This window comes from Pseudooceanicola sp. NS-SX8, assembly GCF_057380755.1.
Map to the genome: position 1 here is coordinate 3,746,290 of NZ_CM170819.1, position 23,108 is coordinate 3,769,397.

Sequence of the window (23,108 nt, forward strand, 5' to 3'; positions counted from 1 at the left end):
CGTCCAGCCTTTCGTCCAGGCCCCGGCCTCCCCTTCCGGCGGCGCGCGGGCCCGGGCGATGCAGGCGGGTCCGCCGGAGGTTGCGCCAGTTCCCGCACCCCGGCACACGCCCTGATGAAGGCTCTTGATAGGGCCTCTTGATGCGGGCGCGGAAGCAGGTCACCTTCCGGGACACGCCCCGGGCCGGATCCGGTCCATACCCGGGTGAACCCCATCTGTTGCGACGCACAACTGCCCAATTCGCCCCAAGGGGGCAGGCATTTTGCGTCGAAACTTGTCCAAAATACGGCAGAAACAGGGCGAGAGGCCCGTTTTCATTGAGCGCAATAATTTTACCCTTCCCAAGACCGGACGGCACCGGATCTTCCTTGCGCGACTCGGGCAATGCCTTACCGTGCCGCCGCATGACTGCGACGGGCGCGCCTCACAAGGACCAGACCTTTACCTTCCGTCCCGCCGCGCGGCGGCGGCGGCAACGCTGGTCATTGCACCTGGCCCGGCTGACCGGGCCGGGCGGTTCGCTGATCCTGCACAGCGTGCGGCGGGTGCGGCTGGTGCAGATGCGCAGCGGGTCCAGCCGGCAGATGCGCTTCGACATGGAAACCGGCAGCCAGGTGGCCCGGATCGAGATCACGACCACCGCGCGCATCCATAGCGGGGATGCCGATCAGCAGGCCTATCTTGCCCTGCTGTCCACCCTGGCGCAGCGCCTGGCCGAGCTGAAGCCGGAGCTGACCTACCGGATGGAGGAAAACGGCCGCGGCAGCATGGCGATCTTCATGATCGGGATGGCAACGCTGATCACCGGCATCGCGCTGAGCCTGATCCTGACCCTGGCCATCCACAGCTTCCGCAACCAGGTGGTGCTGGCGCTGCCGCTGCTGCTGGCGATGGTCGCTGGCGGGGCCGTGACCAGCTGCCGCTTCTGGCCCTTCCGCCGGCAGGAGGAATACCCGATTTCCAGCCTGCCGTTCATCCTGTGGACCCTGGGCGGGCCCAAGCCGGAGACCCTGCCGGAGGGCCTGAGCGAGGACCAGATCATGCCTCGCCGCCAGGCTTATGGGGGCCAGACTTCGCGAGACCAGGTTTCGGTGGGAGAGACTTCGGGGGACAGACGGACCGGGGACCGGAAAACGCGGCGCCCGAAGGCCGGTGAGAACGTCAGTTAGCGCCTAGTCGCAGCTGTCGCGGGCGGCGTCGAGGCTGCCCGGGCCGCCGTAGGGCCCAAGGCTGCGCCGGGTCAGCCGCCCGTCCGGCTGCAGCTGCATTGACAGGACCTGCGACCAGGCCGCATCTGCCAGGATCATTTCCGGGCCCGCGCCACAGTCACGGATGCCGCCGGGGATATGGGGCCAGCCGATCTGGTGATTGGTCACGCCCGGGGCGCTGGCGACCTCTGCCAGGGTGCGGGCCGCGGGATCGTAGCGCAAGATCCGCAGCGTCCGTGCCAGGTGGGGTCGGTCGACATAGGCCAGTTCGATCCGGCCATCGCCATCCAGGTCGGCGGCGCCGAGGGGGGCCAGCCAGCGGAAACGGCGGCCGATGAAGGGGGTGGCGGCGATGCGTCCCTCCGCCCCCCAGATCGCCAGGCGCGCGCCGCGGTTCCGGTGGCTTTCGACCACGATCACCTCTGGCGCGCCATCGCCGTCCAGGTCGGCCAGGCGGGGGGCCTCATCCTCGAACACCAGGGCGGTATCCAGGGTGACGCGGCCGCTGCTGCCATCGGCAAAGGTCAGCACCATGGCGCCATGTTCGATGTGGTCGCCCAGGGCGCCATGCGGATAGCGGGTGGTGGGATCGGCGAAGTGGGCGGCCGTGATCTGGCGACCGATAGGGCCCCCAATCAGGGCCGTGTCCGCCCGGGCCACGCAGGCCGGCACGGCCGCCGCGACCAGCGTCGCCGCCAGCAGGGCCTGCAGCACGCCCCTCGGGCCAGGCAGGCGACAGGAGGCGCGACAGGGGCGCCGACAGGGGCGCCGCAACAGGAGGCGCCCCGCACTCATCAGATCTGCCGCTCGGGCATCTGGACGACCAGGCCGTCCAGCGCTTCGGTGACCTTGATCTGGCAGGTCAGGCGGGAGCGCGCGGGATCGGGTTCATAGGCGAAGTCGAGCATGTCTTCTTCCATGTCTTCCTTCGCCGGCAGCTTTTCGACCCAGTCGGGGGCGATGTAGACATGGCAGGTGGAGCAGGCGCAGGCGCCGCCGCAGTCGGCTTCGATCCCGGGGATGCCGTTGTCGCGGGCGCCTTCCATCACGGTCAGGCCCGGCTTCACGTCGACGACATGTTCGGTGCCGTCATGTTCGATGTAGGTGATCTTCGCCATGGCTGTCCTCGTTCCTGCTCTGTCGATCCTTCGCGGGGCCTGCCCCGGCGCGGCGCGCGGGGCGCGGGGGCTGTCCGCAACCTGCCGCTTGTCCTATCGCTGCCTGCCCCCCCGTTCCAGCCCCTTTTGCGCCGCGATGGCCAGAGGGGCGCCGCCCGGCACCATCGGCGGGCCCCGGGGCGCGCAGTTGCTGTCCCGATGCTCATTCCGCTGCCCATCCCGCGCGCGGCGGGCGCGGCGGCAAGGCGGGGAACCGCCGGGGGTGCGGGCCGCGTCCGACAGGGGCAGACCCTTGACGGGAAAGGCGCTTCCGGGGGGCGGGGATTGCGATTAGGATGCCGGGACGAGGCAGAAGCAGGAACCGACGGCGAATGACGCGAAAGGGCCCGGAACGCGGCCGCCCGACAGAGGGCCCGACAAAGGTCCCGACAGGGGCGACCCGCCCGGGGGATCAGGACGGCCGCCGCGCGCCCGGGCCGGCATGGCGGCGCCCTGCGGGGGCGCGGCCCTTCGTGCTGCCCTTCCTTCTGGCCACCGGGCTGCTGACGGCGGGCTGCACCCCGCGTCTGCCCGATTTCCCCGCCCTTGGCGGCGCCGAGATCACACGCATCTACGACCGTCCCCCGCCGGGCAGCGACCCGATGGATTGCTGGGGCAAGGAAGTCACCCCGGCGGTGATCGAAACGGTGACGCGCCATGTGCTGATGCAGCCGGCGGAGGTGCATACCGACGGCACCGTCGTCCAGCCCGCGATCTACAAGACCGAGACCCGGCAGGAGATCGTGCAGGAACGGCGCGAGCTGTGGTTCCGCGTCCCCTGCGAGGAGGAGCTGACGCCGGCCTTCATCTCTTCCGTCCAGCGCGCCCTGACCGCCCGGGGGCTCTATTCGGGGTCCATCAACGGGGAGATGACCACCCGCACCCGCCGCGCGATCCGCGCCTACCAGGCGCCGCAGGGGCTGGACAGCGGGATCCTGTCGCTGGCCGCCGCGCGCCAGATGGGCCTGGCGGAGCTGGAAATCGACCAGTGACGCCATGCCCCCGCCCCTGCGTCACGGCCCGCCGCCCAACCTGACCGCCTGAAACGGCCCTGATACGCCCCGGCCGCCAGCGACCTTTCAGTCACCGAAGTAGTCGGGGAAATGATCGAAGGGGTCGCAGTCGATCCGGGGCGGCGCCCAGGGCACCCTTTCCGACAGGAAAACCTCCGCCGCCTTGCCGAACTTCGGCGCCGCGTCGAGCGATCCGGCGGGCACCACCACCCGCTTGCCGTCACGGGTCACGAAGGGCAGGCCCGATCCGCAGATCCGGCAGAAGGCCTTGGTGAAGGCACGGTCGGGATGACGGAAGCGCGCCACCAGATCCCCACCCCGGCGCCAGACGAGGCTGCCCACCTCCGCAAAGAGGTTGGAGGCATGGGTGGAACCGGAAATCCGCCGGCACTGGGCGCAGTGGCAAAACAGGATGAAGGCGAAATCATTCGCAATCTCGTATTCCACGGCGCCGCAGAGGCAGCCCCCGGTGATCGTTCCCGGCCCGCCGCCGGGCGTCTTTTCAACCACGTTGTCAGCCATCTTCCCCCCCCGGCCTTTTGCCGCTTTTCGCCACCCTTCTCCCCGCAAGCATAGCACGGATTGCCCCGGGTCGCCCTGCGGCCCCGGTTTGCACGGCACAGCAGACAGTTTCCCGGCCTGCAGCCTGCCCCCACGCTGGTCCTTCTCTGGCCCCTCTCTGGCCCGCGCTCCGCCCCTGCCCGTTGCGCCGCGCCCGCTTTGCGCTGCCCCTGCCCTGCCGCCGCCGCGCCCCTACAACGCAAAAGGGGCGCCCGAAGGCGCCCCTTTCATCTGATCCCGTTGTCGGAAAATCAGTTGTCTTCGGCCAGCGGCAGCGCGACGAAGCGCGGATCGCCCTGACGACGGATCAGCAGCAGGATCGACTTGCGACCCGCGTCCTTCGCGGCGGCGATCTGATCCTTCAGTTCGGCCACGGAGGAGATCTTCTGCTGGCCCGCATCGGTGATCACGTCACCGGCACGCACGCCCTTTTCGAAGGCATCGGCCATCTCGTCCACGTCGGTGACGACCAGGCCCGCGGCATCGGAGCCGAGCTCCAGCTGTTCGCGCAGTTCCGGCGTCAGTTCGGACAGGGACATGCCCATCAGGTCCAGGACCTCGGGCTTGGCCTCTTCCTGGACCTGTGCGGCCGGGATGGTGCCTTCGGAGGTTTCGCGGCGGCCGAGGGTGACCTTCAGCACTTCGCTCTTGCCGTCGCGCAGCACGGTCACGCGGACGGTCTTGCCGACCTCGGCATTGCCGACCTGACGGACAAGACCGCGGGTATCCTCGACCTCGGTGCCGTCGAAGCTGGTGATCACGTCACCGGCCTTCATGCCTGCGTCCATGGCAGGGCCTTCGGGCACGTCGGTGACCATGGCGCCCTTGGCGTCGGCCAGGCCCATGGCTTCGGCCATGTCGGGGGTCACGTCCTGGATGCGCACGCCGAGCCAGCCGCGACGGGTTTCGCCGTATTGCTGCAGCTGGGCCACCACGCGTTTCACGACGTTGGAGGACATGGAGAAGCCGATGCCGATGGAGCCGCCGTTGGGCGACAGGATCGCGGTGTTCACGCCGATGACCTGGCCGTCGACGTTGAACAGCGGACCACCGGAGTTGCCGCGGTTGATCGCCGCGTCGGTCTGGATGAAGTCGTCATAGGTGCCCTGCAGCGCGCGGTTGCGGGCCGAAACGATCCCGGCGGAGACGGAGAAGCCCTGCCCCAGCGGGTTGCCCATGGCCACGACCCAGTCGCCGACGCGGGCGGTGTCGCTGTCACCGAAGCTGACGAAGGGCAGCGGCTGGTCGGTGTCGACCTTCAGCAGCGCGATGTCGGTCTTCGGATCGGTGCCCACCAGTTCGGCATCCAGGACGTCGCCGTCGAAGAATTCGATCTGGATCTCGTCGGCGTTCTCGATGACGTGGTTGTTGGTGACGATGTAGCCGTCTTCGGAGATCACGAAGCCGGAACCCAGCGCCTGCGAACGGCGCGGGCGGGCCTGTTCACCGCCATTGCCCTGACGGTCCTGGAATTCGCGGAAGAAATCCTCGAACGGGGAGCCTTCGGGGACGATGGGCGAAGGCCCTGCATCCGCGGTGACGGTGGTGGTGGTGGTGATGTTGACGACGGCCGGGCTGATCTTCTCTGCCAGGTCGGCGAAGCTGTCGGGCAGCGCGCTGGCGGTGATCGTCTGGGCCATCAGCATCATCGTCGCCATCAGCCCCAGCCAGAGGCCGCGCAGCGGCTGGCGGGCTGCGGCGCGGTGGCCTTCGGCGGGACGCTCTGCCAGGGGTCGCAGGGCTAATGCCTGTGTGGTCATTCCCGATTCTCCTTCTTCTTGCTGAAGATGCCTTTGGGTGCCCCGGAACGGGCAGGTCCGTACTTGTATTGCAATGTAGGCGCACCCGGTCGCAAGACAAAGCCCGTCGCGCCGCGTCAAGAGGGTGTGAGGGCCTGTTGAGAGCGCGGGAATTCCCTGCGCCCACAGGCCCCGCGGGGTCAGCCTCCGGTCAAATCCCTTATTTTTCGTAAATTTTTCCATTCCGAGCCGCATGGATTCCCCGCCATTCGGCACCGGATGACAAATCACGTCATCGGTGAGGGCTGCCCGGAACCGGGCGCCTGCCCGCGCCGGAGGCGGAACGCCGGGCTGGGCCAGAGCGCAATGGAGGCGCAAAGCAAAAGGGGCCGGCCCAAGGCCAGCCCCTTCGCAAGCTCCGGACAGCCGGGGCCGGCTGGCCCGCGGCTGCCGCGATGGCGATCACTCGGTCGCGGGCACCGTTTCGGTTTCCGTTCCGCCGTCCGCCGCGGGCGCGACGGGATCCGGATCGCCATCGGCCGCATCCGCGCTGTCGTCCATCGTGTCGAGCGGGCTTTCCACCGTCGGCACGATCGCGTCGAGCGACACGCCCGCCGGGTTGTTGGACTTCAGGTAGCTGAAGAACTCGCTGTCAGGCGAAAGCACCATGGTGGAGGTATCGCCCTTCAGCGCCGCGCGATAGGCATCGAGCGAGCGGTAGAAGTCGAAGAACTCCGGATCGGCGCCATAGGCCTGGGCGTAGATCGCCGTGACCTGGGCGTCGGCCTCACCACGGATGACCTCTGCGTCGCGCTGCGCGGCGGAGACGGTTTCCACGCGCTGGCGGTCGGCCTCTGCGCGGATCTCCTGGGCGCGTTCGTTACCGCGGGCGATCTGGTCGGCGGCCTCGCGTTCGCGTTCCGCCCGCATCCGGGCGAAGGTCGCGTCGAGGTTTTCCGACGGCAGGTCGGTCCGCTTCAGGCGCACGTCGATGATCTCGATGCCCAGGCCGCGTGCCTCATTGATGGCATTGTCGCGGATGCGGTTCATCAGGGCCACACGGTCGGCCGAGAGGATCTCGTCCGAGGTGACGGAACCCAGGACCTGGCGGGTCTGCGACCGCAGGATCGAGTCGAGCCGGCTTTCGGCGGCGGCGATGCCACCGGTGCCGTTGGCCTGGCGGAACTGACGCACGTCGGCGATGCGGTAGCGGGCGAAGGCATCGACCACCAGGCGGCGGTCATCCAGCGGCGTGACTTCGAGCGGGTCGATGTCGCGCGACAGGATCCGGTCGTCGTAGCGCACGGTTTCCTGGATCACCGGGATCTTGAAGGTCAGACCGGGGTCTTCCTTCACGTCCACCACACGGCCGAACTGCAGCACCAGCACCTTCTCGCGCTCGTCCACGATGACGAGGGAGGAGAAGCCGATGAAGGCCAGCACGACCACCACGCCGATGAAGATCGGGGTCTTTTTCATGATCTCTCTCCCTTACTTCGTGGCAGTGGTTGCAGCGGCGGAGCCGGCGCCCGGCGCCAGCTGGCCCAGCGGCAGGTAGGGCAGCACGCCCGAACCGTCCTGGCCGTCGATGACCACCTTGTTCACGCCGCCCAGCACGTCTTCCATCGTTTCGATGTAGAGGCGCCGGCGCGTGACCTCGGGCGATTTCTGGTATTCGCCCAGCACGGCGGTGAAGCGGCTGGCGTCACCCTCGGCATCGTTGACGACCTGCGCGCGATAGCCTTCTGCCTCCTGCCGCAGCTGCGCGGCCTGGCCGCGGGCCTCTGCGGTGACGCGGTTGGCGTAGGCATCGGCCTGGTTGGTCAGCTGTTCACGCTTCTGTTCGGCGGCCTGCACTTCGCGGAAGGCGTCGATCACCTCTGAGGGCGGATCGGCCTTGTCGAAGTTGACGCGGATCACGGACATGCCGCTGTCGTAGCTGTCCAGCGTCGACTGGATCAGGTCCTGAAGGCGGGCGGCGATGGCGCCCCGGTCGCGGTTCAGGATCGGCGCCAGCTGCGACTGGGCGATGATCTCGCGCATGGCGGATTCGGACACGGCCGAGATCGTCATCTGCGGATCGCGCAGGTTGAACAGGAACTTCGCCGGGTCGGTGATGTTCCAGACCACCTGGAAGTCGATGTCGACGATGTTCTCGTCCCCGGTCAGCATCAGGCCCGCGTCGGAACCACGGCCGCCCACGCCCACGTCCACCGTGCGTTCACGGGTCACGGCGATCACCTCGTGGGTGACCAGGGGCCAGGGGGCGAAGTTCAGACCGGGGTCGCCGGTGGAGGAATACTTGCCGAGGAACAGTTCCACCGACTTCTCTTCCGGGCGCACCGTGTAGACGGAGGCGAAGAGCCAGGCGATGAAAAGCGCCAGGATGCCCAGCAGCACCATGGACCGGCTGACCAGCGGGCCCGAAGGTCCCCCTGCCCCGCCCATGCCGCCGCCCGAAGGCTGTCGGCCACCGCCGCCGCCCATCAGGACGCGCAGCTGGTCCTGGCCCTTGCGGACCAGTTCGTCGATATCGGGGATGCCGGGCTTGTCGTCTCGGCCGCCGCCACCGTTGTTGCCACGGTTACCGCCGCCGTTGCCTCCCGAGGGCGGTGTCGGTCGGCCATTGCCGCCGCCTCCCCCCCAGGGACCGCCATTCTGTCCAGCCATCGTCTCCCTTTCCGTCAGAACGTAGTGTGCCCCCTAACTGTGCAGCCGGGGGGCCGTTTTCAAGTTTTCGCGATCCGTTTCCGGCCCTCAGCCGAGGGTCCGGGTCGGGTTTCGCATCGTCACGATCTCTTCCGCTGCGGTCGGGTGAACGGCCACGGTGCGGTCGAAGTCCTCTTTCGTCGCGCCCATCTTAACAGCGATCCCGGCGAGCTGGATCATTTCCCCGGCAGAGGGGCCGACAATGTGGCAGCCCAGCACCTTGCGGGAGGTCTTGCCCACCACGAGTTTCATCAGGATCTTCTGCGCCTCGGTGCCGGCAAAGCTCTGCTGCATCGGCTTGAAGGAGGTGGTGTAGATTTCCAGCGGTTCCTTGCAGGTCTCGCGCGCCTCTTCCTCGGACAGGCCGACGGTGCCCATTTCGGGCTGGGTGAAGATGGCGGTCGGGATCAGCTCGTGATCGGGCTTCATCGGCACGCCCTTGAACACGGTGGAGACGAAGGCCATGCCCTCGCGGATCGCCACCGGGGTCAGCTGCACCCGGTCGGTCACGTCGCCGATGGCCCAGATCGAGGGCACGGCGGTCTGGGAGAAATCGTCCACGACCACTTCGCCCTTCCTGCCCAGCGCCACGCCCGCGCCTTCCAGGCCCAGCCCGTCGGTATTCGGCGCGCGGCCGGTGGCGAAGAGCACCTGGTCGAAGACGGCGGAGCCGCCGTTGGTGTCGAAGACGCGGATGCCGTCCGCCTCCTTCTCCAGCTTCTCGACGTCGATGCCGGTCTGCAGGTCGATGCCCGCCTTCTTCATCTCGTCCGCGATCAGCGCGCGGGCCTCTTCATCGAAGCCGCGCAGGATCTGCATGCCACGGTAGTACTGCGTCACGTGGGAGCCGAGGCCGTTCATGATGCCGGCGAATTCGCAGCCGATGTAGCCGCCGCCGACGATCAGGATGCGCTTGGGCAGTTCGGCCACGTGGAAGATGTCGTTGGAGGTGATGCCCAGTTCCGCACCGGGGATTTCCGGCTTCACGGGGCGGCCGCCGACGGCGATCAGGATCGTCTTGGCGGTCTTGCGGGTGCCGTCGGCCAGCTCCACGGTGTGGGCATCCACCACGCTGGCACGCTGGCTGAACTTCTCGACGCCGGAGCCGTCCAGCAGGCGCTGGTAGATGCCTTCCAGCCGGTCCAGCTCCGCTTCCAGCTTGGGCTTGAACACGTTCCAGTCGAAGCCCTTCTCGGAAATGTCCCAGCCGTAGGCGGCGGCCTCTGCGGCCATGCGACCATAGCCGGAGGCGAAGACCATCAGCTTCTTGGGCACGCAGCCACGGATCACGCAGGTGCCGCCGTAACGGCTTTCCTCGGCGATGGCGACCTTTGCGCCGGCCTCGCCCGCCGCAACGCGGGCGGCACGCACGCCGCCGGAACCGGCGCCGATGACGAAGAGATCATAGTCGAATGCAGAGGGTGTATCGGAAGCCATGGGCCGGGTCCTTTGGTTTCGCCGCGCGCAGGTCCGGTCAGGCGGAGGAAGCCCGGGCCGGATGGCGAGCCGGGGGAGCGGCTCGCGGCGGCAGGGGTGTCAGTCGGAGAGGTCCCTGAACAGGTTGTCCTCTTCCACGAAGTCGATCTGGCTGTCTTCGACAGTGCCGTCGTTGATGTCCCGGGTTTCCACCCGGCCGGTGCCGTGGCCGATGACCACGGTATCGCAAATATCGATGAATAGCCCGTTTTCAACCACGCCCGGCATCTGGTTCAGGACCATGGCCAGTTCGCGGGGATTGCCGATGCGGTTGAGGTGCAGGTCCAGGATGTGATTGCCCTCGTCGCTGAGGAAGGGCCGGTCGCCGCTCATCCGCAGGGTCACGTCGCGGCCCAGCACATCCATGGACACCAGCATCTCTTCCACCAGGGCCTGGGTCGTGCGCCAGCCGAAGCGGATCACCTCGATCGGCAGGGGGAAGGCGCCCAGCGTCTCCACCTCCTTGGCGGCATCGGCGATGACGATCATGCGGTCGGAGGCGGTGGCGACGATCTTCTCCTGCAGATGCGCCCCGCCGCCGCCCTTGATCAGGTTCAGGTCGCCGTCGATCTCATCCGCGCCGTCGATGGTCAGGTCCAGCCAGCGCGCCTCGTCCAGGGGGACGACCTTGATGCCCATGTCCCGCGCCAGGGCCGCAGTGCGGGCAGAGGTCGGCACGCCGGTGATCCGCAGCCCCTCGTCGCGCACCCTTTCGCCCAGGCACCGCACCATCCAGGCTGCGGTCGACCCGGTGCCGAGACCCACACGCATGCCGTCCTCGACGAAATCGACCGCGCGCTTTGCAGCGACGAACTTGGCCTTGTCGATCGGGGACAGCTCTGAGCTCATTCCGGGTCTCCTTTGTCTGGAATGCTTATAGGAAAGAGGCGGCCCGGATGCGAGTGGGGAAATGCGCGGCGAATCCCCGCCCCGCACCCCCCGCCTGCCCCGGCGCATGGGCTCCCGCATCGGCCCCGGAATGTCCCGGAATGACCCGGCCACGGCTGCGGAAGCCGAATTCCAAGATTTTTCAAATTTTTTTTCGCAACCCCAGATTGACGCGCCAGGAGACGCGCAGCCCCTATTTTATATGGCCGTATAAACTATGCGGCGAAAGGTCCCGCCCCGGCCCATCAAATTCGCATCGAAAACGCGTCACATTTTGGCCCCATACACTTGTGTACGTGTTCGCGTGGTTCAGCAAAGTGTTGAATCACGGGACAAAAATCGGGACGACATGAAACATCTACTGACGGGCGCCTCTGTTATCGCCCTTTCGACACTTGCCTTCGGCACGGTTGCAAACGCCCAGGCATGCGACACCACCACCCCTTCGGACGGAGACACGGTAACCTGCGACGGCAGCGGATCCGGCGTCGATTTTTCCGGAATCGACAACCTGGACGTGACCGTTTCCGGGACCATCGCAGAGACGACCGGCAATGCCTTCACCGCCGGTGACGGGCTGACGCTGGACAACTCCGGCGCGATGTCGAACACGGCCAATAGCACCTATATCATCGAGGCGGGCGACGATGCCTACGTCACCAACTCCGGCACGATGAGCAGCGAGACGACGACCTATGCCCTTGGCCTCTCGCTGGGGGACGACAGCACCTTCGTGCAGACCGAGACCGGCACGCTCTCCGGCGCTGGCAGCGCCATCGGCGGGCTCCTCGACATGGGGGAAAACGCCACGGTCGTGAACGCGGGCACGATCACCTACTCCAGCTATACGGTCGGCATTGCCATGGACAGCGGCACGGTCACCAACACCGGCACGATCACCGGCTATGGCTCCGTGATCTACAGCTGGGGCACGCTGGATGTCACCAACAGCGGCACGATCCACTCCAATTCAGCGAGCGTCGCAGCCGTCTATGCCAGCGGTGACGTTACCGTGGTCAACGAAGAGGGCGGCGAGATCTCGGCGGACTCCGGCTCTGCTGTAATCTCCATGGGCGGCTCCCTGACCCTGACCAACTACGGGACCATCTCCGGCAACTCCCAGTACACCCTCAGCGGCACTACAGTTGACATCTACAATGGCGCGACCGGCGTCATCTCCGGCTCCGGGGCCTCCGTCATCACTGGCCAAAGCGGCCTGACCCTGGTCAATGACGGCCTGATCGAGGGCGGCGTCACCAGCACCATCCGAGCCGGCGGCAGTGGCACCAGCATCGTGAACAACGGCACGATCAGCAGCACCTCCACCTCCAGCTTCCCCACGATCTATCTTACGGGGACCGATGCCAGCGTCACCAATACCGGCACGATCGAATCCGCCTCCACCTCGGCCGTGATCGCGTTCACCTATGGCGGGACGCTCACCAACACCGGCACGGTCACCAACACCGGTACCGGCGCGGCGGTCCTTGCCAGCTCCGACTACGATATGGAGATCACCAACTACGGCACGATCAGCGGCGATACCGCTTACACAGTCTACAGCACTGGCGATACCACGATCACCAACTACGGCACCCTCATCGGCACCGGCGGCACGGCGATCGAATTTGGCGACGGTGACGACACGCTGGTGCTCTACTCGCTGGATATCCAGGGCGACATCATCTTCGGCGATGGCGACGACACCGTGGTCGTGGGCGCAGGCGCCAGCGCGGGCACGCTGACCTTCGGGTCCGACCTGGAAGACGTCGACCTGTCGGCGGCAGAGGCCGCGATCTATTCCGACGGCACCCTGGTCGTGGCCGACGCGGGCTTCCTCGGCGGCATGGACGAGGTTCAGGCCTGGGGCGGGCTGCTTCTGGGCCGCCAGGTGGCCTCCGGCTTCGGCAGCGGCTGGTGGGGTGAGGTCGGCATCGATGCCGCGGCCTCGTCCAGCCAGGGCACCCTGACCATCGGGCGCGATTTCGATCGCTTCGGCCTCTTCGTCTCCGCCAACCGGGGCATGTCCGAGGGCGACGACGGCCTGAACGCCGCGCACCGCGACAGTTTCCTCGCCGGTCTGCGCATGGGCACCGCCCTGGGCGCCGCCAAGCTGACCGGTGCGGTCTATGCCGGCCAGGGTGAGACCACCTTCTCCGCAGTGGACAGCGGGCTCAGCTACGGGTCCACCGATGATACCGTCCTGGGCCTTGCCGCCGGGATCGAGACGACGCTGTCCAGCGGCCTGGGCCTTGCCGCCCGCGCCGGGGTCGAAGCCCACGACAGCGATGGCTACAGCCTGTCCAGCCTGGACGGCGCCAGCTTCGGCGGCCGCACCATGACCGCCAGCTACCTGGACGTGCAGGCCTCCTACGGCTTCAAGCTGGGCAAGGGCATCTCCGCCCGGCCCTTCATCGGCGCCAGCCTGGTCCACGTCGGCGGCGATGCCACCGACATGAGCTACGACGGCAGCACGATCAGCGTCGACGGCGCCGTGGGCGACACGCTGACCACCCTGAACCTGGGGACGGAGTTCGCGGGCGCCCAGGGCTGGTCCGCCCGGGTCGAGACGCGCTTCGACGAAGACGGCCTGTCCGCCGGTGGCGTCAGCTTCGGCATGACCTTCTGAGGCAGCGCCCGAAACCGCGCGCCCCGCAACGGGGCGTGCCTGCAGGCCATGATCACGGGGGCGGCGTCGAAAGGCGCCGCCCCCAACCCGTTCGCCCCCTGCGCCTTCGCTCCGGTGCGTTGTTCGGCACGCGTCCTGCATGCCCATGACGCGCGCCATGATACGTCACGCCGCCTAAGGCCCGGCGCCGGTCGCTTTCGGCATTGTTGCCACGGCGACAGGCGTTAGTCTCCGGCTCAAACAGGGGTGAAACATGTTCCTTTCCGTCTTCGAGATCTTCAAGATCGGCGTCGGCCCGTCGTCTTCGCACACCATGGGGCCGATGGTGGCCGCGGGCCGGTTCCTCGACCTGCTGCGGACCGGCCCCTTCGAACCGAAGGGCCTGCGCGCCTCGCTGCACGGCTCCCTCGCCTTCACCGGCAAGGGCCATGCGACCGACCGGGCGACGATCCTCGGCCTCGCCGGGTTCCTGCCGGACAGCTACGATGCCCAGGCCGCCGAAACCGCGCTGGCGCAGATCGAAGCGACGGGCATGGTCACCCCCCCGGACCTGCCGCCGCTGGCCTTCGCGCCGTCCAGGGACCTGATCTTCGACTACGATGAACCCCTGCCCGGCCACCCCAACGGGATGCGCCTGATGGCGCTGGACGCCCAGGGCGACGTCATCGCGTCGGAGGTCTACTATTCCGTCGGCGGCGGCTTCGTCCTGACCGAGGGGGAGCTCGCCTCGGGCGAGGACAAGGCGCCGGGCGCGCCGATCCCCTACCCCTTCCACTCCGCCGCCGAGATGCTGGAGATGGCGCGCAACTCCGGCCTGACCATCGCCCAGATGAAGGCCGCCAACGAGGCCGCCCGCGGCCGCCCCGACATCAGCGAGGGCGTGGGCCAGGTCTGGAAGGTCATGTCCGACTGCATCGACCGGGGGCTGACCTCCGAAGGGCTGCTGCCCGGCGGGCTTGCGGTGCGCCGCCGCGCCAAGGCGATCCATGATGCGCTGATCGAGGAAGCGGGCCGCAACCTTGCCCCGCCCCACGTGGTGAACGACTGGATCAGCTGCTACGCCATGGCCGTGAACGAGGAAAACGCCGCCGGGGGCCAGGTGGTGACGGCTCCCACAAACGGCGCGGCAGGGGTGATGCCCGCGGTGATGAAGTACTGGCTGACCCATGTGCCCACCGCCACGCCCTCGAAGATCACCGAATTCATGCTGACCGCCGCCGCCATCGGCGGGCTGGTGAAATACAACGCCTCGATCTCCGGCGCCGAGGCGGGCTGCCAGGCAGAGGTCGGATCGGCCGCCGCCATGGCCGCCGCGGGGCTGGCCGCCGTCATGGGGGGAACGCCGGAGCAGATCGAGAACGCCGCGGAGATCGCCCTGGAACATCACCTCGGCATGACCTGCGATCCGGTCGCGGGCCTGGTGCAGGTGCCCTGCATCGAACGGAACGGGCTGGGCGCGATCAAGGCCGTCTCGGCCGCCAGCCTCGCCCTGCGGGGCGACGGGCGCCACTTCGTGCCGCTGGATGCCTGCATCGAGACCATGCGCCAGACAGGCCGCGACATGCATGAGCACTACAAGGAAACCTCGTTGGGCGGGCTGGCGGTCAACGTGCCCAACTGCTGAGGGCGGGAGGGGGCGCTGCCCCCCGCCTGCGGCTCCCCCCGGAGGCATCGTCCGGAACGGACGATCCTCTGTCAGCCCAGCCCCTGTCAGCCCAGCCCCGTCAGCCCAGCGCGGGCCGGTTTCAGGGTCGTTTTTCTGGCCAGTGCGCCGGGCAGTCCAGCAGGGCCTGCGTCACGGCTTCCAACGCTTCGACCGGCAGGATCACCGCCATGCCGGGCGCGTCGAAGCTGAGCGTCACCGGCCCAGACACCCGGTTCGACGTGCCGATCCGCCCGTCAGGTGCAAAGGCCAGCCCCTCGATCGGCCATTCCAGCCCCTCGGACCGGCCCGTGACCGGCGCCAGCGGGTAGAGAGAGAGCCGCTCCCCCAGGGGGCGGGTCAGCCGCAGTTCGGGCGGGCAGAGGAAAAGCACGTCCTCCTCCCCCGCCAGCAGGCAGCGACGGTCGGGGAAGCGGGCCAGCACCGTCAGTGCCGCCAGCATGTGGTCGATCCGCGCGCCCAGAAACCCGGTGCCCAGCAGCAGCGGCGTTGCGATGCGGGTCAGGCATTTCTCGAAATCGGTGCTTTCCTGTTCGGCCACCCGGTGCAGAACGCCCGGGTCCAGCGCCGCGATGCTGGCAGGGGCCAGGCTGTCCATGTCGCCGATCACCGCCGCGGGCATCCGCCCCCGGGACAACAGGAATTCCGCCCCGCCATCCGCCGCCGCGACAGGCCCCGACAGCGCCATGATCCGGGCCGCGACCGATTCCCCGATCTCTCCGCCTCCAAGCAGAGCAACGGGCCGATCACTCTCCAGTACCGGGTTCAAAGCCATGAAATTTCGCTCGAATTCGATGGAAACCACAATATCGTCACAAAATGAAACCTTCTGCACCTTAGATTCGATCTTCTTATGGCAGATCAAATACCCTGAAACAGGTCGCCGTCCGGCCCGTTCTCCTCTCGGGGTCCATGGTCGGTAACGTCAGAACGAGCGAGAAGTAAAGTGGTTGAGTCGAACAAGATCCTGACGGTCTCCTACGGGACTTTCTCCTGTACTCTCGAAGGATTCGACGACGCTTTCGACACCATGAAGGCCATCGCGGAATACTTCCGCGACCTTGCCGCCGAAGACCGCTATTTCGGCGCCGAACCTCCGACCCCCGATGCCGACATGCTTGCCCGGCTGGCCGAACGCTCGATCGCGCGCCGGGTCAATGCCCGGACCGAAGACGGCAGCATCGTCCTGCGCCCCGATGCGGGACCCGAGGCCGCGACAGGGACGAGCGCAGAGGCGCCCCAACAGGCCCCCGCCAAAGCGCCCGCCACGGCCGGCACCGAAGCTCAACCGCAACAGCCCGTCGCGCAGAGCACCCCGGCAGAGGCCCCCGACGCTGTCTCCGCCTCGGACGAGGCCGTGGTGGAAGCCGAGGACGTGGCGCCCGAGGACATGCCCGCGCGCCCGATGCGCGCCCCCCGGATCGCCGCCGCCCTGGCCGCCGCCGGCGGCGCGGCCCTTCTTGCTTCCGAACCCGCAGCGGCCCGGCCTGCTGCGGCCCAGCCGTCCGACGCCCCCTCTGACGGGACCGCGGCGGCAGGGGGCATCGTGGATGCAGGTGACCCGGCACCTCTTCCGGAGATGTCCGGCCCGGACGCCTTGGATGACGATCTTGGGGAGCCGGGCGACATCGCCATGCCCGCGCAGGATATCGCAGTCGCCCCCACCGATGCAGAGGCAGAGACGCCCGAAACGGTCGAGCCGGAGGTCGAGGCGCCCGAAGCGGATCTCCTGTCCGCGCCCGAAACCGTGCCCGAATCCGTGCCTGAATCTGCGCCTGAATCTGCGCCCGCAATGGCAGCCCCCGAAGCCGACCTGCCCGAAACCGATATGGCGCAGACCTCCGAAAGCCCCCTGCCCGACGCGGCAGAGGTTGCGGCAGAGGTTGCCGAGGTCTCCGCCCATGAGGCCGCGCCCCTTGCGGCAGCGGAGGATACGGTCGCGGCTGACGACGCCGACGATCCCCTTCTCGCCCGCATCGCAGGCGGCGCAGGCCATCTGGCCGAAGATCCCGTTTTCGCAGAACCTGCCGCCCTTGCAGAAGAAGAGCCCGCGCAGGCGCCCCCCGTTGCGGCAGACACGCCCGAAACCGTGATCGACACGGCTGACGTCGAAGTGCCCGAAATCGAAGCGGCCCCCCTGGCCGCCGAGGCAACGGATGACGCCGCCGCAGCCGCCGATACGCCCCTCTCCGACGACACGGCAGAGGATCTTTCCCCGCAGGGCGAAGGCTGGGATTCCATTGCCGAGGCAGAGGAAGCGATCGCCCGCGCCCGGACCGCCGCCGTTGAACTGGCGGTGCAGCCGGCGACCCCCGATGTCACCGACGTGGCGCTGAAACTGCAGCGGATCCGCGACGTGGTGGCCCGCCGCGCCGCCATCGCCGCCGCCACCGAAGCCGCGCCCATCCCCGAAGCGCCCCACTCCGAAGCGCCCCTGGTGCTTGAAGATCCGGCCGAAGAACCGCTGCCCGCCGATACCGATCTCTTTGCCGCCCCCGAAGCGGCGGAAGAAGACGACGACGGGTTCGATCCCGCCGGCGAGGATTCCCTCTTCGCGGAGGGAGAGGACGACACCCCCGCCCCCCGCATCATGGCCCGCGTGATCAAGGTCAAGCGCCGGGATCTCCCGACCGAGGCGCCCGCCAGCACGCTCTCCCCCGAGGCAGAGGCGGAGCTGCAGCGCGAACTGGCGGACCTGGAAGCCGATATCGCCCGGGGCCAGGCCTCGGCAGCGGGTCCCGAGGCCGATCAGGACGCCCCGGCGGAGGCCACTGCAGAGGATGAGCTCGGCGACAGCTGGGGCACCTGGCAGGCCGAAGCCGATACCGAGGAGGCCCCCGCCCCCGAAGCGGAGCGTACCGAAGCCGCCGAAGAAGCGCCCCTCGCAGAGGCGCCCGAAGCCACGCGGACGCGCCCGATCCGCCCCCAGCGTGAGCCCGCGCGCGATACGCTGCACCCCGCCGATCACGGCGCCCAGATGGATCGCATCCTGCGCGAGACGGACAACCAGTTCGAACAGGAAGACAACACCCGCCGCCGCTCGGCCCTGGCGCACCTGCGCGCCGCCGTGGCCGCCAAGAAGGCCGAAAAGGCCGCCGGTTCCGACTTCGCCCCGCGCGAGGACACCACCGACGCCTACCGAGAGGATCTGGCCCAGGTCGTCCGCCCGCGCCGCCCCGCCATCGCCCACCGCAGCGACAGCCCCGCGCGCCCCAGCGCCGACAAGCGTCCCGCGCCGCTGAAGCTGGTGGCGGAGCAGCGCATAGATACCGAGGACGGCCAGCCCCGCACCCCGGTCCGGCCCCGGCGCGTGTCCATCGCGGACCTGGCCCGGCACGACCGCATCGGCCACAGCCGCGACCCGCTGCCCGATCCCGCACCGACCCGCGAACCCGACCAGGGCTTTGACGACTACGCCGACCAGGTCGGCGCAACCACGCTCGGCGAACTGCTGGAGGCCGCGGCCTCCTACATCTCGTTCATGGAAGGGCAGCCGCTCTTCTCCCGGCCGCAGCTGATGGCGCGGGTGAAATCCACCGCGCCCGAAGAGTTCACCCGCGAAGACGGGCTGCGCGCCTTCGGCCAGCTGCTGCGCGAAGGCAAGATCCGCAAGGCCGAGGCCGGGCGTTTCACCGTCTCCGACAGCATCGGCTTCCGCCCCGAGGAACGCGCGGCGGGCTGATCGGCAAGCCACCGGACAAAACAGCGGAGGGGGTCCCCAAAGGGCTCCCTCCTTTTGCATCAGGCGCTTGGACCCTCTCCGGGCGCAGCACCGCCCCCGGATCCCGCCCTCCTTCAGGCTTCAACCCGCCCGAAATACTCCGGGGGTGAATGAAGACGCAGGCTTCAGAGGGGGCAGCGCCCCCTCCCCCCCAACCGAAAGTGGGCCCCAATCCGGAAACCGCCCCCTATCCGAAAACGGGTGCACGCCCCGCCATGTTGGCCGCGATGACCTCCATCTGGTCGCGCCCCCCGATCAGCGCCGCCTGCTCCTTGCTTTCATGGTAAAGCACCGTATCCGCCGCCTCCCCGCTTTCGGCCAGCCCGATCAGGCGCTTGGCCGCGCGGGTGGCGGAGGGGCTCTTGCCCGCGATCATCGCCGCCAGCCGCTCTGCCTCCGCATGGGGATCCTCCGCCAGCCGGGTGACCAGGCCCCAGTCCCGCGCCTGGGGGGCTTCCACCGGCTCTGCGGTATAGGTCAGCAGGCGCAGGACGTCCGACCGGATCAGCTGCGGCAGCAGGACCATGCCCCCCATGTCGGGGACCAGGCCCCACTTTGCTTCCATGATCGCCAGGCGGGTGGCGGGATGGGCGATGCGGATATCGGCGGCAATGGCCAGCTGGAACCCCGCGCCGAAGGCCACGCCGTGCAGCGCTGCGATCACCGGCACCGGCAGATCGCGCCAGACCAGGCAGACCTGCTGGTAGAGGTTGGCATCGCCATGGGTCCGGGGCATCACCCGCGCCTCCGGATCGGTGCCGGCGAATTCCGCGAAACTGGCCACGTCCAGCCCGGCGCAGAACCCCCGCCCCTCCCCCGCCAGGACGACCGCACGGACATCCTCGCGCGGCGCCAGCGCCTCGCCTGCGGCAACGATCGCCTCTGCCATGGCGGTATCGACCGCGTTCATCTTGTCCGCCCGCACCAGCGTCACCCGGGCCACGTGATCGCGAATATCCACCTGCACGCGGGGACTTGCCCCGCCAAAGGTCATCTGGGTCTGTGCCATTTCGCTCCCTCCTGTCTTCGCAGGGATCATCCGGCGCCCCCGCGCCCCTGTCGAGGGCCGCCCCGGCGCCAGTCGCCGCTTCTACGCAACGTCACGGCACCAAAGGGCCAGACGTAGAGCCGGACGCAGGGCCAGCCTGCTCGACCAGACCTCAGGGCCAAACCTCAGGGCCAGACTTCAGCGTCAGACTTCGGGGCCGGGAAGAAGGTCCGCGCCCAGGCGACCGCCATCGTCCAGTTGCCCCCCGATCCCCGCCCCAGAGCCCCTGCCCGCCCGCCTGCTTGCCCGCCTGCCCACCCGCCCCTGGCACGCCCTTCCCCGGCAGGCCCCGGGCGCCCCGGCAGGGCATGGCCCATGGCGTGCAAATTCGCTTGCGCCGCAGTGCAATACGGGAGTAATGCCGCCGCCATGACAACGAATGCCCGCCTGACCGCGCTTGCCGCCGCCCTGCCCTCCACCGTGCCCTTCACCGGCCCGGAAGAGCTGGAGCGCCGCCGCGGTGCCCCCTTCACCGCCCGGCTGGGCGCGAACGAGAACAGCTTCGGCCCCTCCCCCCGCGCGATCCTGGCGATGCAGGAAACCCTCGCGGAAATCTGGAAATACGGCGATCCGGCCAGCCACGACCTGCGCGCAGCACTGGCCGCGCATTGGAACTGCGCGCCCGGCAATATCGTCGTCGGGGGCGGGATCGACGGGTTGCTGGGCGATCTGGTGCGCCTGACCGTGGGCCCGGGCGACGTGGTCGTTACCTCTGCCGGGGCCTATCCGACCTTCAACTATCACGTCGCGGGCTATGGCGGCCGGATCGAGGCCGTACCCTATCGCGACGATGCCGAGGATCTGCCCGCCCTGCTGGCCCGCGCGGCCGAGGTCGATGCAAAGATCGTCTACTTCGCCAACCCCGACAATCCCATGGGCAGCTACCTGCCCGGGGCAGAAATCGCCGCGGCGCTGGACGCCCTGCCCGAAGGCACGCTTCTGCTGCTGGACGAGGCCTATGGCGAATTCGCCCCCGAAGATGCGCTGCTGCCGCTGCCGGTCGAAGATCCGCGCGTGATCCGCATGCGCACCTTCTCCAAGGCCTATGGCATGGCCGGGGCGCGTGTGGGCTATGCCCTTGGCGCGGCAGAGCTGATCACCGCCTTCGACAAGGTGCGCAACCACTTCGGCATGAACCGTGCGGCGCAGGCCGGCGCGCTGGCCGCCCTGGCCGACGCCGACTGGCTGGACAGGACCCGCAGCGCCGTGACCGGCGCGCGTGCGGAAATCGGCCGCATCCTGCGCGCCAACGGGCTGGAGCCCCTGCCCTCCGCCACCAATTTCGTCACCGCCGATTGCGGCGGCGATGGCGACCGCGCGCGCGCGCTGGTCGCGGCCCTGGCCGAGGAAGGCGTCTTCGTGCGCATGCCCTTCGTGGCGCCCCAGGATCGCTGCATCCGCATTTCCTGCGGCACGGCGGAAGAGCTGGCCCGCCTGGAAGAAGCCCTGCCCCGCGCCCTGCAGAAGGTCACGACGGCGGCCTGATCCCGCTGCATGGCAGGCATTCGCCGCGTCGCTCTGGACTTTCCGGACCGGCGCGGTAGCTCTGTGGGCAGGGAGGCGCATGACGAAAGGCCCTCGCCCCGTGACCAATCACGTGTCCAACCGCCTGTCCAATCTCCGGCATGGCTCCGCCACCCGCGACAGCGGCCCCCGCTCCGTTCCCGACTACACCAACGCCGCCCTTGTCATGGGGCTGGTGAACCTTCTATGGATCTTCATCGCGCTCTGGGCCGCCTTCGGCTTCGGCGCGGTCATCCTGGGCGCCTATGCCACCTACATGGGGATCGAGGCCCTGCGTCGCCGCCGCCGCGGCTGACCCCAGGGCGGGGCCAGGCGGCACATCGTCAGAAGGCCACCGCCTCGGGCTGGGCCACCACGGCCGCCGCCGCCTCCAGCGCGCCCGATCCATGCGGGATCTGCAGCGCCTGAAGCCCCGCCTCGATCACCGACACCGCCCCCAGCACCATATGCGCGTTCAGGTGCCCCATGTGGCCGATCCGGAAGAACCCGGTGCCATTGGGATCCTCGGGCGTGGACATCCCCAGGCCAAGGCCCAGCGTCAGCCCCGCGTTCTCCGCCGTCCAGCGGCGCAGCTTCTCGCCATTGCCCAACCCCACGCCCAGCGCGGTCACCGCGTGGCTGCGCAGCCCCCGGTCCGCCACGTTCATCTTCAGCACCCCCGCCTCGGCCCAGCTTTCACAGGCGGCCCAGATCACCCGGGCCAGCGTGGCGTGCCGCGCCCAGACGTGCTCCATCCCCTCGCCATGCAGCAGATCCAGCGAGGCCCGCAGCCCGAACAGGTGATGCGTCGGAGAGGTGCCGCCGAAGTACTGGTAGACCGCCTCCGGCTCCGTCCTGGGCACCCAGTCCCAGTAGCGCGACACCCGCGGGTTCGCCGCACGCAACTCCTTCGCCCGGTCGTTGAAGAAGACAAAGGCCAGCCCCGGCGGCACCATCAGGCCCTTCTGGCTGCCGGTGATCGCCACGTCGACACCCCAGGCATCCATGTGGAATTCGTCACAGGCCATCGAGGCGATGCAATCGGCCATCAGCAGCGCCGGGTGCCCGGCCGCGTCCAGCGCGGCCCGCAGGGGGCGCGGATCGTTGCGGATGGAGGTCGCGGTATCCACGTGGCTGAACATCACCGCCTTGATCTCATGCGCCTTGTCCGCCGCCAGGATCTCCTCGATGCGGGCCGCGTCAATGGTGGAGGCGGTGCCGAATTCCACGATCTGCGGCACGATGCCCAGGCCCACCGCCATGTCGGCCCAGCCATGGGCAAAGCGCCCCGTGGCGGGGATCAGCACCCGGTCACCGGGCTGGAACAGGTTCGACAGGGCCGCTTCCCAGGCGCCATGGCCGTTGCAGATGTAGATCGCGGCCTCGCCCTCGGTCCTGGCCACCCGCTTGAGATCCGGCACGATGCCTTCGACCAGGGTGACGATATCGCCCTCGTAGATGTTCGGCGCCGGCTGGTGCATGGCCTGCAGGACCGCATCGGGCATGACCGACGGGCCGGGAATCGCAAGGTAGGGGCGGCCATGGGCGAGGCTCATCTGGGATATCCTTTTGCAGTGCGGGCTTTTGCAGCACGAGCTTTTGCAGCACGGGCTTTCGCAACACGGGAAACACCGGCAGGGTCGCGAACCCGCCGGAAACCCGCACAGCTTTAGCTCCCGCCCCGGCAAGGTCAATCCGTCGCGTTCCGTGCCGGTGGGCATCAAATGCGCCCGCCCCGGCGGCCCGCTGTGCATTCCGGCACGCTTCCCGCCACGACTGGCCCCCACACCCTA

Annotated in this window: 18 protein-coding genes; 7 read left to right on the top strand and 11 right to left on the bottom strand. The window is 68.6% G+C overall.

Translation table 11 applies throughout. The features are described 5' to 3' along the window. Positions 1-404 precede the first annotated feature (404 nt). A complete protein-coding gene (locus AC2IR1_RS17135) occupies positions 405-1,169 on the top strand; it encodes a hypothetical protein (protein WP_486473180.1) in 765 nt (254 codons plus the stop codon). A 3-nt stretch (positions 1,170-1,172) separates the two neighbouring features. On the opposite strand, the gene AC2IR1_RS17140 is transcribed toward AC2IR1_RS17135, so the two are convergent. After that, the gene (locus tag AC2IR1_RS17140) at positions 1,173-1,922 is read right to left on the bottom strand and encodes an FG-GAP repeat domain-containing protein (RefSeq protein WP_486473181.1); all 750 of its coding nucleotides are present in this window, start codon (positions 1,920-1,922) and stop codon (positions 1,173-1,175) included. 80 nt (positions 1,923-2,002) lie between these two features. Then, the gene (locus AC2IR1_RS17145) at positions 2,003-2,326 is read right to left on the bottom strand and encodes a 2Fe-2S iron-sulfur cluster-binding protein (protein ID WP_486473182.1); all 324 of its coding nucleotides are present in this window, start codon (positions 2,324-2,326) and stop codon (positions 2,003-2,005) included. Between the two features lie 371 nt (positions 2,327-2,697). On the opposite strand from AC2IR1_RS17145, the gene AC2IR1_RS17150 reads away from it, so the two are divergent. Next, positions 2,698-3,357, top strand: coding sequence for a peptidoglycan-binding domain-containing protein (locus AC2IR1_RS17150; protein WP_486473183.1), 660 nt, complete (start codon positions 2,698-2,700; stop codon positions 3,355-3,357). A gap of 87 nt (positions 3,358-3,444) precedes the next feature. On the opposite strand, the gene AC2IR1_RS17155 is transcribed toward AC2IR1_RS17150, so the two are convergent. From AC2IR1_RS17155 to rpiA, 6 genes are all read right to left on the bottom strand, one after another. After that, positions 3,445-3,900, bottom strand: coding sequence for a GFA family protein (locus tag AC2IR1_RS17155; RefSeq protein WP_486473184.1), 456 nt, complete (start codon positions 3,898-3,900; stop codon positions 3,445-3,447). A gap of 290 nt (positions 3,901-4,190) precedes the next feature. Next, a complete protein-coding gene (locus tag AC2IR1_RS17160) occupies positions 4,191-5,699 on the bottom strand; it encodes a DegQ family serine endoprotease (protein ID WP_486473185.1) in 1,509 nt (502 codons plus the stop codon). Between the two features lie 441 nt (positions 5,700-6,140). Then, positions 6,141-7,157 (bottom strand): protease modulator HflC, encoded by a 1,017-nt coding sequence (gene hflC / locus AC2IR1_RS17165; protein WP_486473186.1) that lies wholly within the window; start codon positions 7,155-7,157, stop codon positions 6,141-6,143. 12 nt (positions 7,158-7,169) lie between these two features. Beyond that, complete coding sequence (gene hflK / locus AC2IR1_RS17170; protein ID WP_486473187.1) at positions 7,170-8,348, bottom strand: FtsH protease activity modulator HflK; 1,179 nt, start codon at positions 8,346-8,348, stop codon at positions 7,170-7,172. 87 nt (positions 8,349-8,435) lie between these two features. Then, a complete protein-coding gene (gene gor / locus AC2IR1_RS17175) occupies positions 8,436-9,824 on the bottom strand; it encodes a glutathione-disulfide reductase (RefSeq protein WP_486473188.1) in 1,389 nt (462 codons plus the stop codon). Positions 9,825-9,923: 99 nt separating this feature from the next. After that, positions 9,924-10,712: a ribose-5-phosphate isomerase RpiA gene (gene rpiA, locus AC2IR1_RS17180; protein WP_486473189.1), complete on the bottom strand. Its 789-nt coding sequence runs from the start codon at positions 10,710-10,712 to the stop codon at positions 9,924-9,926. Between the two features lie 388 nt (positions 10,713-11,100). Here rpiA and AC2IR1_RS17185 point away from each other — a divergent pair, with 388 nt between their 5' ends. Beyond that, a complete protein-coding gene (locus tag AC2IR1_RS17185; RefSeq protein WP_486473190.1) occupies positions 11,101-13,380 on the top strand; it encodes a beta strand repeat-containing protein in 2,280 nt (759 codons plus the stop codon). Between the two features lie 253 nt (positions 13,381-13,633). Continuing rightward, a complete protein-coding gene (locus tag AC2IR1_RS17190) occupies positions 13,634-15,004 on the top strand; it encodes an L-serine ammonia-lyase (protein WP_486473191.1) in 1,371 nt (456 codons plus the stop codon). A gap of 121 nt (positions 15,005-15,125) precedes the next feature. Here AC2IR1_RS17190 and AC2IR1_RS17195 read toward each other — a convergent pair whose 3' ends face one another. Continuing rightward, positions 15,126-15,818, bottom strand: a complete 693-nt coding sequence (locus AC2IR1_RS17195) for a thiamine diphosphokinase (protein ID WP_486473192.1) — start codon at positions 15,816-15,818, stop codon at positions 15,126-15,128. A gap of 171 nt (positions 15,819-15,989) precedes the next feature. Here AC2IR1_RS17195 and AC2IR1_RS17200 point away from each other — a divergent pair, with 171 nt between their 5' ends. After that, complete coding sequence (locus AC2IR1_RS17200) at positions 15,990-18,725, top strand: hypothetical protein (protein ID WP_486473193.1); 2,736 nt, start codon at positions 15,990-15,992, stop codon at positions 18,723-18,725. Between the two features lie 226 nt (positions 18,726-18,951). On the opposite strand, the gene AC2IR1_RS17205 is transcribed toward AC2IR1_RS17200, so the two are convergent. Continuing rightward, the gene (locus tag AC2IR1_RS17205) at positions 18,952-19,773 is read right to left on the bottom strand and encodes a crotonase/enoyl-CoA hydratase family protein (RefSeq protein ID WP_486473194.1); all 822 of its coding nucleotides are present in this window, start codon (positions 19,771-19,773) and stop codon (positions 18,952-18,954) included. Positions 19,774-20,181: 408 nt separating this feature from the next. On the opposite strand from AC2IR1_RS17205, the gene AC2IR1_RS17210 reads away from it, so the two are divergent. Further along, a complete protein-coding gene (locus AC2IR1_RS17210; protein ID WP_486473195.1) occupies positions 20,182-21,297 on the top strand; it encodes a pyridoxal phosphate-dependent aminotransferase in 1,116 nt (371 codons plus the stop codon). A 79-nt stretch (positions 21,298-21,376) separates the two neighbouring features. Further along, positions 21,377-21,631 (top strand): hypothetical protein, encoded by a 255-nt coding sequence (locus AC2IR1_RS17215; protein ID WP_486473196.1) that lies wholly within the window; start codon positions 21,377-21,379, stop codon positions 21,629-21,631. A gap of 28 nt (positions 21,632-21,659) precedes the next feature. Here the strand turns inward: AC2IR1_RS17215 and AC2IR1_RS17220 are convergent, their stop codons facing one another. After that, complete coding sequence (locus AC2IR1_RS17220; RefSeq protein WP_486473197.1) at positions 21,660-22,871, bottom strand: pyridoxal-phosphate-dependent aminotransferase family protein; 1,212 nt, start codon at positions 22,869-22,871, stop codon at positions 21,660-21,662. Positions 22,872-23,108 lie beyond the last annotated feature (237 nt).